This is a genomic window from Streptococcus mitis subsp. hohhotensis, from assembly GCF_000722775.1.
In the GTDB taxonomy this organism is placed as follows: Bacteria; Bacillota; Bacilli; order Lactobacillales; family Streptococcaceae; genus Streptococcus; species Streptococcus carlssonii.
The window spans coordinates 62,644-78,254 of sequence record NZ_JPFZ01000007.1 but is presented as its reverse complement, the minus strand read 5'-3'; the positions used below and the strand labels follow the sequence as shown (position 1 = coordinate 78,254).

At 43.6% G+C, this 15,611-nt stretch carries 9 protein-coding genes; 1 reads left to right on the top strand and 8 read right to left on the bottom strand.

The window, feature by feature from the left end; all coding sequences use genetic code 11:
* Positions 1-708: 708 nt before the first annotated feature.
* Positions 709-1,071, bottom strand: a complete 363-nt coding sequence (locus SK608_RS12040) for an LPXTG cell wall anchor domain-containing protein (protein ID WP_265182486.1) — start codon at positions 1,069-1,071, stop codon at positions 709-711.
* A gap of 94 nt (positions 1,072-1,165) precedes the next feature.
* Between SK608_RS12040 and SK608_RS12035 the strand changes: the two genes are divergently transcribed.
* Entirely contained in the window at positions 1,166-3,010 is a 1,845-nt protein-coding gene (locus SK608_RS12035) for a hypothetical protein (RefSeq protein WP_265182485.1), read from the top strand.
* Here SK608_RS12035 and SK608_RS12030 read toward each other — a convergent pair.
* The 7 genes from SK608_RS12030 to comGC all read right to left on the bottom strand — a co-directional run bounded on the left by SK608_RS12030 (position 2,955) and on the right by comGC (position 15,611).
* Positions 2,955-12,728 carry an accessory Sec-dependent serine-rich glycoprotein adhesin gene (locus SK608_RS12030; protein WP_160165260.1) on the bottom strand — a complete coding sequence of 3,258 codons (9,774 nt, stop codon included), beginning with the start codon at positions 12,726-12,728 and terminating at the stop codon, positions 2,955-2,957. The genes SK608_RS12035 and SK608_RS12030 overlap by 56 nt on opposite strands.
* A 462-nt stretch (positions 12,729-13,190) precedes the next feature.
* Positions 13,191-13,778, bottom strand: a complete 588-nt coding sequence (locus tag SK608_RS01385) for a class I SAM-dependent methyltransferase (protein ID WP_033675986.1) — start codon at positions 13,776-13,778, stop codon at positions 13,191-13,193.
* A 32-nt stretch (positions 13,779-13,810) separates the two neighbouring features.
* Positions 13,811-14,224, bottom strand: a complete 414-nt coding sequence (gene comGG / locus SK608_RS01380; RefSeq protein WP_033675984.1) for a competence type IV pilus minor pilin ComGG — start codon at positions 14,222-14,224, stop codon at positions 13,811-13,813.
* Complete coding sequence (gene comGF, locus SK608_RS01375) at positions 14,202-14,663, bottom strand: competence type IV pilus minor pilin ComGF (protein ID WP_033675982.1); 462 nt, start codon at positions 14,661-14,663, stop codon at positions 14,202-14,204. Before comGF ends, comGG begins: the two co-directional genes overlap by 23 nt.
* The gene (gene comGE / locus SK608_RS01370; protein WP_000413380.1) at positions 14,626-14,928 is read right to left on the bottom strand and encodes a competence type IV pilus minor pilin ComGE; all 303 of its coding nucleotides are present in this window, start codon (positions 14,926-14,928) and stop codon (positions 14,626-14,628) included. The genes comGF and comGE overlap by 38 nt, the downstream gene beginning before the upstream one ends.
* Positions 14,891-15,325 (bottom strand): competence type IV pilus minor pilin ComGD, encoded by a 435-nt coding sequence (comGD, locus tag SK608_RS01365; protein WP_033675980.1) that lies wholly within the window; start codon positions 15,323-15,325, stop codon positions 14,891-14,893. Before comGD ends, comGE begins: the two co-directional genes overlap by 38 nt.
* Complete coding sequence (gene comGC / locus SK608_RS01360; RefSeq protein WP_000738641.1) at positions 15,288-15,611, bottom strand: comG operon protein ComGC; 324 nt, start codon at positions 15,609-15,611, stop codon at positions 15,288-15,290. Before comGC ends, comGD begins: the two co-directional genes overlap by 38 nt.

Here is a 15,611-nt window from a genome sequence, read left to right as displayed (position 1 = left end):
TTTCAAAACATTTTTACCTAAAAAAAAAGTATTTTATATGGATATTATAGGCAAATATACCGTTTTTTATAAATATTAGAAAAATAACCATTTTAAACGTTTTCATAGAAACAAAGTCCAATTTTTAAGCGTTTTTATGTTTCAAGATTCCGAAATATTAAATTTTTGTTACAAGACGTTGGATGCGATTTCCTAACCATTATTATAAAATAGTTTATTTTATAAGTATTTTGTTTGAGGTTGATTTTAATATAATATTAACTATATTGTATTTTAAACAAAAAATTTTCCAAAAATACATAATCCAAAAAATTAATTTTGTTTCATATCATTATCGCTAAGATGTTTGTATATTTTTATTGAATAGATGAACCATACATAGCTAAAAAATAGCAACCTTAGCTTACCTTTGAAGCAAGGATGAGATATTCGATTTTTATTATTGGGATTGTAGGATTTCTTATTTATTGTGGATGAAAAAAAGATATGAACAAACCGATCAGGAAAGGATTATTAATTTCTAGAAATGTTTTAGTAGCCTTTGTGTACTGTTGTAGTTTCAATTTTCCATAAAATAAAAAAGTGAACTAAACTGAATTCTGATTTCCAGAAAACTAGTTTTGTTCACTTTTTCTTATGGGCCAAACTTTTGTTCCAGCCACTTTTTCAAACATCTATCCGTAGAGAAGTCTGCTACAGAAAGATTGTTTACATTTCTTCTTCATCATCCCGTTTGCGGCGTTTCGCAATCAGACCTAGACCGGTTACAGCAGTCAAAACACCTAGGAGTACAGATGATTTGGAAGCTTCTGTACCTGTATTTGGCAACTGCTGTCTTGACTTATCTGTCGATCCGGCACCATTTCCAACGTGTGAAGTCGAATGACCAACATTTGATTCTACAAGCGAGATTGACGTCGAAGCACTTTCAGAAGCTAAACCTGAAAGCGACGTACTTGTCGAAGTCGACATAGACACTGATGTTGAGACTGACACGCTTAGACTCGTTGATTGCGAAGCACTGTCACTCAAACTAAAGTTCGGTTTATCAGTACTATCCGGAACTGACATACTTGTTGATGCTGATGTAGATGCTACAGCGCTAGTACTTGCTGATGTAGACGCTACGGCACTTGTTGACGCTGAGGTAGATGCTACGGCACTTGTGCTTGCTGAGGTAGACGCTACGGCGCTAGTACTTGCTGAGGTAGACGCTACAGCACTTGTGCTTGCTGATGTAGACGCTACGGCGCTTGTTGACGCTGAGGTAGACGCTACTGCGCTTGTGCTGGCTGAGGTAGAGGCTACAGCGCTTGTGCTGGCTGAGGTAGACGCTACCGCGCTTGTGCTGGCTGATGTAGATGCTACTGCACTTGTTGAGGCTGAGGTAGAGGCTACGGCGCTTGTGCTGGCTGACGTAGAGGCTACGGCACTTGTTGACGCTGAGGTAGACGCTACAGCGCTTGTTGATGCTGAGGTAGACGCTACGGCACTTGTTGATGCTGAGGTAGACGCTACGGCACTTGTTGACGCTGAGGTAGACGCTACTGCACTAGTACTTGCTGATGTAGAGGCTACGGCACTTGTTGATGCTGACGTAGACGCTACTGCGCTTGTTGACGCTGAGGTAGACGCTACAGCGCTAGTCGATGCTGACGTAGACGCTACAGCGCTTGTTGATGCTGAGGTAGACGCTACGGCACTTGTTGATGCTGATGTAGACGCTACAGCGCTAGTACTTGCTGATGTAGAGGCTACTGCACTAGTACTTGCTGATGTAGATGCTACAGCGCTTGTTGACGCTGAGGTAGACGCTACTGCGCTAGTCGATGCTGACGTAGACGCTACCGCACTTGTTGACGCTGATGTAGAGGCTACTGCACTAGTACTTGCTGATGTAGAGGCTACGGCACTTGTTGATGCTGAGGTAGACGCTACTGCACTTGTTGATGCTGAGGTAGAGGCTACAGCGCTTGTTGACGCTGAGGTAGACGCTACTGCGCTAGTCGATGCTGACGTAGACGCTACCGCACTTGTTGACGCTGACGTAGACGCTACCGCACTTGTTGACGCTGACGTAGATGCTACCGCACTTGTTGATGCTGACGTAGACGCTACTGCGCTTGTGCTTGCTGATGTAGAAGCTACAGCACTTGTGCTTGCTGATGTAGATGCTACGGCGCTAGTCGATGCTGAGGTAGATGCTACGGCACTTGTTGAGGCTGATGTAGACGCTACTGCGCTTGTTGAGGCTGATGTAGAGGCTACCGCGCTTGTTGATGCTGATGTAGAAGCTACCGCACTTGTGCTTGCTGATGTAGATGCTACAGCGCTTGTGCTTGCTGAGGTAGATGCTACAGCGCTTGTGCTTGCTGATGTAGACGCTACAGCACTTGTTGATGCTGAGGTAGACGCTACTGCGCTTGTGCTGGCTGAGGTAGAAGCTACCGCACTTGTTGATGCTGACGTAGACGCTACTGCACTTGTTGATGCTGAGGTAGACGCTACGGCACTTGTTGACGCTGAAGTAGATGCTACAGCGCTTGTGCTTGCTGATGTAGACGCTACCGCACTTGTTGACGCTGAGGTAGATGCTACAGCACTTGTTGACGCTGAGGTAGATGCTACAGCACTTGTTGACGCTGAGGTAGACGCTACTGCACTTGTTGATGCTGAGGTAGACGCTACTGCACTTGTTGAGGCTGACGTAGAGGCTACCGCACTTGTTGACGCTGAGGTAGAAGCTACAGCGCTTGTGCTTGCTGATGTAGATGCTACAGCGCTTGTGCTTGCTGAGGTAGATGCTACAGCGCTTGTGCTTGCTGATGTAGACGCTACCGCACTTGTTGATGCTGATGTAGATGCTACTGCGCTAGTGCTTGCTGATGTAGACGCTACGGCACTTGTTGATGCTGATGTAGAGGCTACCGCACTTGTTGATGCTGAGGTAGAGGCTACGGCACTTGTTGACGCTGAAGTGAGGCTACTGCACTTGTGCTTGCTGAGGTAGAGGCTACCGCACTTGTTGACGCTGAGGTAGAGGCTACCGCGCTTGTGCTTGCTGAGGTAGACGCTACGGCGCTAGTCGATGCTGATGTAGATGCTACGGCGCTTGTGCTTGCTGACGTAGACGCTACCGCGCTTGTGCTTGCTGACGTAGACGCTACCGCACTTGTTGATGCTGACGTAGACGCTACTGCGCTTGTGCTTGCTGAGGTAGAGGCTACCGCACTTGTTGATGCTGATGTAGACGCTACAGCGCTTGTGCTTGCTGATGTAGACGCTACGGCGCTTGTGCTTGCTGATGTAGAGGCTACGGCGCTAGTACTTGCTGATGTAGATGCTACAGCGCTTGTGCTGGCTGAGGTAGAGGCTACGGCGCTAGTGCTTGCTGATGTAGAGGCTACCGCACTTGTTGATGCTGATGTAGACGCTACGGCGCTTGTTGACGCTGAGGTAGAGGCTACGGCGCTTGTGCTTGCTGACGTAGACGCTACCGCACTTGTTGACGCTGAGGTAGACGCTACCGCACTTGTGCTTGCTGATGTAGATGCTACTGCGCTTGTGCTTGCTGATGTAGAGGCTACCGCACTTGTTGATGCTGATGTAGAGGCTACTGCGCTTGTGCTTGCTGATGTAGAGGCTACGGCACTTGTACTTGCTGATGTAGACGCTACGGCACTTGTTGATGCTGAGGTAGACGCTACAGCACTTGTTGACGCTGAAGTAGATGCTACTGCGCTTGTGCTTGCTGAGGTAGAGGCTACCGCACTTGTTGACGCTGAGGTAGACGCTACGGCACTTGTTGATGCTGAGGTAGATGCTACAGCACTTGTGCTTGCTGATGTAGAGGCTACTGCACTTGTGCTTGCTGACGTAGACGCTACAGCGCTTGTACTTGCTGAGGTAGACGCTACAGCACTTGTGCTTGCTGACGTAGACGCTACGGCACTTGTTGATGCTGACGTAGACGCTACTGCGCTTGTTGACGCTGATGTAGAGGCTACCGCACTTGTTGACGCTGAGGTAGAGGCTACCGCACTTGTTGACGCTGAGGTAGAGGCTACCGCGCTTGTGCTTGCTGAGGTAGACGCTACGGCGCTAGTCGATGCTGATGTAGATGCTACGGCGCTTGTGCTTGCTGACGTAGACGCTACCGCGCTTGTGCTTGCTGACGTAGACGCTACCGCACTTGTTGATGCTGAGGTAGACGCTACAGCGCTTGTACTTGCTGACGTAGATGCTACGGCGCTTGTTGACGCTGAGGTAGACGCTACGGCGCTTGTGCTTGCTGAGGTAGACGCTACAGCGCTTGTGCTTGCTGACGTAGATGCTACGGCACTTGTTGATGCTGAGGTAGACGCTACCGCACTTGTGCTTGCTGAGGTAGAGGCTACTGCGCTTGTGCTTGCTGAGGTAGACGCTACAGCGCTTGTGCTTGCTGACGTAGACGCTACCGCACTTGTTGATGCTGAGGTAGAGGCTACAGCGCTTGTGCTTGCTGAGGTAGACGCTACGGCACTTGTTGATGCTGATGTAGACGCTACGGCGCTTGTGCTTGCTGACGTAGATGCTACCGCGCTTGTTGACGCTGAGGTAGACGCTACGGCGCTAGTTGACGCTGAGGTAGACGCTACGGCGCTTGTGCTTGCTGATGTAGACGCTACGGCGCTTGTGCTTGCTGACGTAGACGCTACGGCACTTGTTGACGCTGAAGTAGACGCTACCGCACTTGTTGATGCTGAGGTAGAGGCTACAGCGCTTGTGCTTGCTGAGGTAGACGCTACGGCACTTGTTGATGCTGATGTAGACGCTACGGCGCTTGTGCTTGCTGAGGTAGAGGCTACGGCACTTGTTGACGCTGAGGTAGACGCTACGGCGCTTGTGCTTGCTGATGTAGAGGCTACGGCACTTGTGCTTGCTGAGGTAGATGCTACGGCACTTGTTGACGCTGAGGTAGACGCTACTGCACTTGTTGACGCTGAGGTAGACGCTACAGCGCTTGTTGATGCTGATGTAGAGGCTACTGCGCTTGTGCTTGCTGATGTAGAGGCTACCGCACTTGTTGATGCTGATGTAGACGCTACTGCACTTGTGCTTGCTGATGTAGACGCTACTGCACTTGTTGACGCTGATGTAGAGGCTACCGCACTTGTGCTTGCTGATGTAGAGGCTACGGCACTTGTTGACGCTGAGGTAGACGCTACGGCGCTAGTACTTGCTGATGTAGAAGCTACCGCACTTGTTGATGCTGAGGTAGACGCTACAGCACTTGTTGATGCTGAGGTAGACGCTACGGCACTTGTTGATGCTGACGTAGACGCTACAGCGCTTGTTGACGCTGATGTAGAGGCTACTGCACTTGTGCTTGCTGAGGTAGAGGCTACCGCACTTGTTGACGCTGAGGTAGACGCTACCGCACTTGTGCTTGCTGATGTAGATGCTACTGCGCTAGTGCTTGCTGATGTAGAGGCTACCGCACTTGTTGATGCTGATGTAGAGGCTACGGCGCTTGTGCTTGCTGAGGTAGACGCTACCGCACTTGTGCTTGCTGATGTAGATGCTACTGCGCTTGTGCTTGCTGATGTAGATGCTACCGCACTTGTTGATGCTGAGGTAGACGCTACGGCGCTAGTACTTGCTGATGTAGAGGCTACTGCGCTTGTGCTTGCTGAGGTAGATGCTACCGCGCTTGTTGAGGCACTTTGCGATCTGTAATCCGAGTCAGATAATTTCGGCTTAAATATATCCGTCGTATCATCATTATAGGTAACTGTGACCGTACCATCTCTACCTACAGAGACAGTTTTTATCTGCATATTAGGATTCGCATCTTCAATCGCCTTACGAATCTTTTTCTTATCAGCTTCTGTTGGTGTAGTAAGATTTTCCACCTGAATTACTGGAGAATTCGGAGTATATTTCTCACTCAACGGAGCTTGTACAATGACATACTTTTCAACCTTTAAATTGCCAGACAAATCTTTAACCCTTGCAAAACGTGTCCAAATATTGGGTGTATCATCATTATCTGGTGTTGCAGTATTAGTATAATCTTTGCTTGGATTAAATACTTGATTAGCATTATAAGTTCCATCACTCGTTAAATTATGAGTATAAGGCTGTGCTTGAGACGCATCTGTTAATTTATTTGTTCTTTGATTAGCAATCCCTCCTGTAGAATGATCAATTACATTTCTTGTAACATAGTTCAACTGTTCATTAGTCTCATTGTTCCAAGCTTCTATATGAGTAACTTTTCCACTATTATCCCAAGTTTCAACTCTAACACGGAACTGGTCACCCGCATAGATTTTATTTCTTCCCTGTGAATCTTTAGGAGCATCTACCCACTTGCCATCACGAAGAACTTGAACCTTAACAGTAACTTTTGGCGCTTCTGTTTCCTTAGTGATTTCTTTCGTAGTTACTCCAGAAGTTAATGTTTCCTTACCGCCACCTGGGAGAGTCACTTCTTTTTCCTGCTTCACAGTAATCTCACCTGTGGGAAGCACTCCATTAGGAAAGGCTGTGTAATCTATTTCACCATTATTTTTATTCGGTGAACTTGGATTAATAGGTGGGGTAAATGTAACACTTGTTGCGCCAGCTGGAACCTCTTTCTTGATTATCTGATTACCAATCGTCAAGGTCACTGTCGCACCTGGTGTCACATCTGTCACTGTGATACTACGATTCGGCAGGCCACCTTGTAGTTTCACTTGATCATCTGCGATTTGTGGTGTTTTTGGTTTCACCTTAATCGTTATAGGAACATGTTCACTATTTCTACCTGGAACATACTGAGGATCAGATTCTGGCTTCGTAGTACTTTCAGGCAAAATCATTTTGACATTTCTTACATACACACCTGGAGCTGAAACGATAGTATCAGCATCTAAATCTAACCACTCATATGTTGTATCTCTTGGTATGGTTACACTATTTGTTGAATTTACAATTGCATTACCTGGGGTAGCAATAATATCTGCTAATGGAGCCTTATTCCCAACTGTTGTCTCATAAATTTTCTTAGCTACTGGATCAACTACCGTATACTCAAAAGTTGCCTCACGTGTTAATGCTGGATTACTAGATGACACAGTTCCAAAACGGCCTGTAGGATAAACCGCTTTTACTGTATATGTCGTATGGTGGCTTGTGGGTTGATTTTCCGGATTTGTTTCCACAGTGGTATGCCATACATTACCAAATTTATCAGTAGCGATAGGAGTTGTTTTCTCTTCTCCTGTATTATTTAACTGATATTTATAAGACCATTTAGTACCTGCAGGAAGTTTATCAACATTGGTATACAAATAAGAATCACGCCCAACATTATTTGCCCAGTTGCCACCAGTTATACGTTCATTACCTTGATTGGCTTTAAAAGCATAAAACTTGCCTTTAAATCCGTTTCTTGTGAATGTTTGCAGTTTTTCATAAACAGTATAATTATACTCAATTTCATCCGGCTGTTGACGCTTATCTGGATAGGTAACTACCAACTTCGCAGTACGATTTTCTCCTACAGTAAATGTCGGCTCACTTCCTTTCTTCCACGTAACAGTTGTTCCTGCTGGTAAAGGTTGATTCCCCACTCCACGAACAAAATCCTTTGGATTTAGACTTGCTACGGTTTCGTCACTAATTGCATAAAACTTATCTGCTACTTTCTCAACACCATATTTTACCTTTGGTGGAACCGTAGTAGAAGTACCATCCTTATAAGTGATTGTTACGGTACCATCTGTTGATATTCTATAGCCTTCATCTCCATCTTTAATACGATTCGTATCTTTAGGATTAGCTGCCTTCACTGCCGCAAGAATCTTAGCACGTTCTGGCTCTGTCAAGGAGTTTGGGTTGGCAACTACAACTGCATCTGTTGGCTGTTCCCCTCGGAATTTATCCGCCAAACGTCCTTGTTGAATACCAAATTTCGCTTCAGCTAGGTTGGTATCACTTTCATTACCACTTGGATCTACTGCCTTAATTTGTCGCGTCCATTTATGCCCTGAATCATATGTTAAATCATCTTTAACTTTACCTATCGTTGCCCTTGTTGTTTGATCTTGATTTACAATGCTTTCGATTTTAGGTACATCACCACTTCCATACGTATTGGTAGTGTCATTAAAGAAATTCGTTAACTCATTAGCCCCTTGGTTAAAGGTCACTTTTTTCAATTTTCCACTATTGTCAGTAGCGCTAAATTCAACCTTGATGTTATCACCTGCGTAGAACAAGTAGTAATCCTTACTATCTTTCTTAGGCTCTTTACCATCGATTGTGACTTTGTAGCTTACATGTGGCTTTTCAGTTTCAGCTGTAATTGCAACTGTTCTTACATCTGATTCCAACGTTTCCTTTTGACCTGTTACTGGATTATCAAATTCCTTACTTTGTTTAACCGTTACATCGCCTGTAGGCAACAAACCATTATTGGTATCAGTAACCCGTTTCAAATCAGACTGTTCAAATGTCACACTTGTTCCAGTAGATTTTTTAGTAAAGATTTCGGTACCAATGGTTAAAGCGACTGTTGCTCCTGGTATGACATCTGTCACTGTAATACTACGATTTGGCAGACCACCTTGTAGTTTCACTTGATCATTTGCGATTTGTGGTGGGTTTGGTCTAACTTTGATGGTTACAGGAACGATTTCATGACTATTTTCCTTAGTTTGCGCTCCTTTTGGCAAGGTAACTGTGACATCTGCCTTTTTGATACCTGGAGTACTTACTGTGCTAGCATCTGGTGCAGATACCCAGCTGTAAGTGGTCTTAGTTGCAGCTGTCGGACCATCTGGAATCGGCACACCATCCCTAGAATTCTTAATCGCCTTGCCTGGATCCTGAATAATCTCACTCAAAGGAGTTATATTCCCAACTGTTGTCTCATAAACTTTCTTAGCTACCGGATCAACTACCGTATAGTCAAATGTTGTTTCGCTCTTCAAAGCACGAGTAGGATCCGACTCAGCTCCAAAGCGACCTGTTGGATAGACAGCTGTCACAGTATAGGTCGTCTTGTGACTTACAGGATCCGGCCAACTTTTATTCTCCTTGGTTGTATACCATACTTCACCAAACGTGTCTCTGCCAACAGTAGTTGTTTTCTCCGTATCTGTACCATTTAAACGATACTTATAGAACCATTTAACCTCTCTACTTTCAGCCTTCAAATCATTGAGATTTGTATATCCCTCTATATTTCTACCATATGGATTAGCCCATTGTCCTCCGCCGACTTTACCAAGGTCTGATCCTTGCGTTCCTTTAAATGCAAAGAACTTACCTGTGACTTCATTTTCAGTTCTCGCTTTAATTTTTGGATGAACCGTATAGTCATACTCAATTTCCTTAGTCTCACTTCCTTTGGTAACGAGCAAGGTTGCTTTTCTCTGACCAGGAGTTGATAAATCTAGGCTGCTATCTTTCCACTTAACACTTGTCCCTTGAGGTAGTGCTCCACCATCACCATCTACAACAAAGTCACGAGCGTTGAGTTGATTCTTATCCTCACCTTCCACGGCATAAAAGCGATCTGTTTTGGCTTTATACGGTGCCTTTGCAGTAGCTCTGGTTACAGCTCCATCTGAGTTGAAGTTATAAGATGTAGCTGTTACATCTGTTTTATCTTTAACCGCCTCTTCAGAGATAGTCAAGTGACCATTACTTTTATTTAATGTCACCCCAGTTGGAAGAGGATCAGTACTTTCCCATGCAGTTCCAGATTTTTTAATCGTAATTTGAGTAGGAGTGTTAGTGGTCGTCGATGTAGTCGGTGTATAGGATATATTTACCCTATCATTGTTTACTTCAGGACGAACAACTACACTACCATCACTCTTAGGATCGACATGAGGAGCTGTAGCCGTAGCCTTAGCAACATTTTCAAAGAAAACTTCTGAGATATCGACAGAGTCGCCACCCTCATCATCTTTATAAATAGTCTTAAGTTGCTTAGTCAATCCTATTTTAGTTCCAGTAATTTGTGCTTTTCCATCTAAATCATGGTACTTAAGAATCGCCTGCTTATCTGCATTAGTCAGTTCATCTCCCAGTCGTGAGATATCCATATTATCAGGTACAGATAAGTAAACGTCTTTCCCATCAACCCTGGCTTTAACAGCCATATTTTCCCCTATTCCTGAACCAATTTCGTTACTACCGCCAACCCATTCAACATTCTTAACGTTTAAACGACTTAGATTACTACCTGTTCCTGATTCGGTGTTTGGAAGAACTCTAGCAGCGTTTCCTCCTCCATTAATCTCCCGATTATAATCATTCATGTCATCAGGTAGTGCAAATCCTTGGATATCTCGAGATTTATCATCAATTCGCTGGATAACAGATACAGGATTAATATTTTTTCCCTTTAAAACAGTAGCCGTCGTCACTGTCTTATCAATCACAGGTTCATAAACATCAGACTGAGTAACAATTCTAAATGGAAGCGTACGAGTTCCAACTTTAGGAACTGATATTGTCAATTCGGCTGTTCCCTTAGAAAATGGGACACTTTTGGTATTACCACGATATTGAATCCAAGTAGAATTATCCCTCCTACCTTTAATAGAATAAGTAACAGTTTCACCAGGTGATAACTCTGGGATAGCCGTCTCTGTCTTTGTATGTCTATCATAAGCATTGGCTATTCTACCAATATAAGGCCCGTTAACTAAATCTCCCAATCTACCATGTTTCAAAAAAGTGTTTTTGATACCACTTTTCAATTTTAATACATATCTATCATTCGAGCCATTCATTTGAAGGTAATTTTTATGGCGCGAATTTTCCAAAGATCGGAATCCAGCCATATAAAAATCATTGGTATCGTCCGAACTCGTAGTGGTGTATTTGATTTTATAACCACCTCTTTGGAGACTTCCCTTAGGGTGAAGAGCATAAATATTTGCTGTAGCATTTTCAATGCTATCAAAGGCAAAATCTCCCGATTCTTTAGTAATATCTGATATTTTATCTGTCTGATAATAGACTTCTGGATTATTAAAGGCAAAATCTCTTAGACTCGTAAGATTACCTCTTCCTACCCCTCCTGGTCCGACACCAGCTACATTGTCATAATAATAACCACCTTGGTTATTCCAAGCATTACCTATAGCAGGGCGATAGTTACCGTTTCCTTTATCTATATCTAAGAATGCTTGATGTCCATTACTATTAGCCAAAGTTTGCCATTTAGCATTGGCACTATCTTTTCTAAGGACCTCCATATGTGTAACAGTATGCCCTTTGGGAACTGTAAAGTAGAAAAACGGATTATCGTGTTGTTCACCACCATCATTGAAAGTAACTTCCCAATCGGTCGTATTTCCATGTCTGGTAGAAGTCATATACACCTGATCCTTGATTGTCCTAACCTCAACACGTGTAGGAACATTCGCTCTGCCCGGTGGCTCATTATTCGCCTGTCTCCCTTGCGTAGCATAAAGATAGGTTCCTTCTTTATATATATTGCGAGCTGCAGATGAATGGGCAGTTGCATCATTTTTCGTTACTACATATCCAACTGTAGCTGTGGAGAAACCATAATTTGCACTGGTAGGATCATTTTCAGTTGCCCCACCTGGTGCAACCCTAAAATTAGCCCCTCTCTCCATTGCTTTACCATTTAAGGCGCTACGTTTACCGTTATTAGCACGGAGAACAGCGTTAACGATTGAGTTTTGCGCAGATGTAGCTTGCTTGATAACATCTGTCAAGTCAGCATTCGGATTTTTCAGCGCTTCTTCGATAGCTGTTACAGCTGCATTAACCTTAGCAACCGCTGCTTCTGTATTTGGCAGACCGATAGACTTAGCGAGGTATTCACCCATAGTCGCTGAGATTTTAGATAGACGTTTGCGGTCTTCTTGAGCTTTCTTGTTGCTCTCAGCAGATACTGTAGTCGCTACGGCAGCTGTTGTCGTCGTATCCACCAAACTTGAAGTCGTTGATGTGATTTGACTCAAACGAGTTTCGACTGCTTGTAGAGATGCGAGGCTTTCAGTGATAACTTTTGAAAGAGCTGCGCCAGCTGTCGCATTAGCTGCATCTTCCTTACGAACAGATGTCTCTTTGTTTGAAGCTGTTTCTGATGCTACTGGTTTTGCAAGTTCAGAAGTTACTCCAGCTTGTGATTGAGAAGCACTTACTAAAGCTGATGTACTTGCAGATGCAGAGGCTACAGCACTTGTTGATGCTGACGTACTTGCAGATACAGAAGCACTTGTGGAAGTACTTACTGATTGGCTTTCACTTTCTGAAAGATGCTTACTTGCATTCTTGGAAGCTTCCTCAGACAAGGATTGGCTTTGGCTGACAGAAACTGATAAGCTGTCGGCTTGAGCCCCCTCCTGATCTTTTACTGTTCCCAAAGTTACTGTGTCTGTATTCGCAAGTGTTTGATTTGACTCTACTGTCTTTTCTAGAGCGTCGTTGGCATAAACAGTTGTTTGTGTTGCAACTGCTCCTCCAAGTACCGTCCCTGCTGCGGCTATCCCTTTCAGGATATCCAATCCTGTTAGTGTATTTGCTGATTGCTCTTCGATAACTTCAGTTGTTACCTGAGCAGCATCTACACCACCACGCAAAACTTTAAAGAGTCCAAATTGAGAGGTCGAGGCACGCAACCAATGCTTACCTGACTTGATCAACTTGAAACGGGTCACACGATCCGTCTCTCTATATTCACCTTTTTGTCTTCTAAAAAACATATTTAACTCCTTCTTCTAAAAAGGTATTTTTCCCTAATTATATTCTACTTCTTTGAATATATTAAGTCAACTCAATATAAGCTCATTATAAAAAATTTTTATTATTCAATTCTATGTATAAGGCTATATAACATTGATATTTCCGTAAATCGAACCACGCCAAAAATAGTAATAAAATCAGCAAATTGCTTTATTTGATATATATATATATATATATCGGAGATAGTGTGTATATTTTCGGTATAAAACTAGTAAAACAGGCAAAAGACTTCAAAACTGTATACAACTTTCTATGCTCTTTCTGTTCGTAGAGCCACGATTTCGCTATCCCTTCCTCCCTCTACTAGCTCATGATAATCAGACTTTGGAATCGCTATTTGGTTCACCGGTAGCAGGTGCCCACGGAGGACTCACACCTCAGATGAACGTCATGCCCGTCGTACCTAAAAAATCACTCCCTGACTAGGCGAGTGATTTTTGGGATACTGTTAAAAAGAGCTCTGAGTAATTTCCTTGAAACAGGTCTTCAGCGCTATAGAGGATCTGACTATGCACAGATGAAAAACCGTGCTGAATTAGCTTGTTTTCCAGTTCAGGCAATTCAAATCCATGATGGTTAGCTTCTGTCTTAGTAAAATCAGCAATTAGGAGTTGTCCATCTTCCTTCAAATGTTGATGAAACAGTGAGAGAGCCGCATCCAAATCAGGCATATGATGAAGAACCCGACAAACAACAATGAGATCAAACTCTTTCTCCAAGGGTTTTTCCAGTAAATCTTGGTCCAAAAACTGGATATTCTTGATGTCTTGCTGCTCCGCTTTCAAGCGAGCTTGCTCCAGCATTCTCTCCGAAATATCCACCAATGTTACAGACTTGGCCTGCTTGGCTAGGGGCAAGGTTAACAGACCCGTCCCTCCACCAAAATCCAAAATTTCTTTGTCTGATAGAAGATCAATCTGTTTCTCGACTGCTTGACAAACCAAGTTTGCAAGGAAGATATTTTTAGGCGAATCGAAAGTTTCTGCTTTGTGGTTAAAATCATGTTTCATATTTTTAGTTTAGCACAAAGTAGTTTGATTGGCTAGAAATTCTCTTTCTTTTCAGGCTTCTCTTCTGATTTTTTCTTCTCCACTTTTTCGCTTGAACTAGTCGCTACCTCTTCCTTTTTATCTCTTTTCTCTTCTTTGATTTTGACTGAAGAAAATAGGAACTCATATTGACTCTTAGGCGTACGAACCGTCGTCACCAAGTTTGTTTTCTTATTTTGATAACTCACCTGACCCAGATTAAAGGCCTGTTCCCCACTTTCTTGCTCAACCTTATCTTTGGTTCGCTTGGCCATGGCAAAAGCAATCAGCCTTTCTTTATTTAAAGCATAGTCTTGATAGTGGGCAGCTTGTCTGTTCAAGTAAAATTGTAACAAAAGACTAAAGATGGCTGCCATAGTGACTGCATAGATGAGAACACCCGCCTTAACTTTTTGCTTTTTCCACACGATAGATGAACTCCCTTTCTAAGCCTTTTTGGAACTGGAAACGAAAACGAACCACTTGATTGTCCTCTGTAATCTGTGCGGATTTGAGGCCATAAACCATCGGCTGATAACCCCGTCCACTGGCATCTGTTTTACGAAAATCGTCTGACTTGGACTTACCGATAGCGATGTCCTTGCCATCTTGCTTCATATAAATGCGATTGCCTTCCACTTTTTCAAACTGCGAACGGTCTAATTCTGCCTCCAACTGGTCCACAAACAAGAGCCACTCTTTTTGCTCGCTTTGTTGCTGGTAGCGAACTTCTGAAATGAGGAGCTGACTCATGACTTGAAAGAGAAGTAAGCTTCCACTGATGACAATGAGGGCAATCAAGGATTCCAACAAGGTAAAAGCCTTGACCTTATGGCTCTTTGATAGCCAACAACTGTTCTGAACCATGGTAGACCTCCAATCCCTTTTCACTAGAAAACACCTGAATCTCAACTCCATTTATGTTTACCTGATTTTGACCTGTCTGCAAGGCCATCTTAGCTACCCTCAAGACTTCTTCCTTTTGCAAAATTTTTGCTTCTTCTTGCCTATTTTTCTGAATTTGTCCCAAAAGGAGGGTTGCAATACTGGCAAAGATAGCTAGAGCGACTACTGCTTCCAGTAAAATCACTGCCCTAATTTTTTGTTTCCTTAATGCGTTTAATTTTTCCATTTCCTAGATATAATTGATAGCGAATCGCTCCTTTACTGGTCTGAAATTCAACCTTAGCCAGGGACGAATTGCCCCCAGCTCGGTCAAATGTGATGCTTTGGCCTGATGGTGCCTGAATTCCTTTAGGAACGGTCAACTTTTGGCTGCCATTACTAATGGTCTGTCCGTCTATGCTTAAACTTGTCTTTTGCTGACTGGCTACACTGCGTTTTTGGGTTTCCCGATAAAGTTCTTCAAACTCCATAAAGAAAATCTGCTCCTCTACCGCCGCAAAAGTGGACTGAACAGAGCCGGACAAGCCCAAGGCAAGGATACTCACAAGACCCAAAACCAAGAGGCTTTCCAGCATGGTAAATGCCTTAATCTGCAACAGTTTGACTGGTATTTTGTTTAGCATGGTATTCTTTATAAGCTTTAGCCTGTTCTTCCGTGATTCGCCCATCTGCTTGTAACTTACTTAGGCTAGCATCTTCATTTTTATCCAAGCTATAAAGTTCTGCCTGACTTTCCACCACCTTAACAACAGCAGCTTTTCCCTTGTCGTTGACTGCTTCTTTTTGCTTGGTCAAATTAGGTACAAAGAGCAAGAGAAGCACGCTGATGATGAGCAAGACCACCAACATTTCCACAAGTGTGAAAGCTTTAACCTTAGCTTTTTTCAAGAATGTCATCATTTTTTTCAT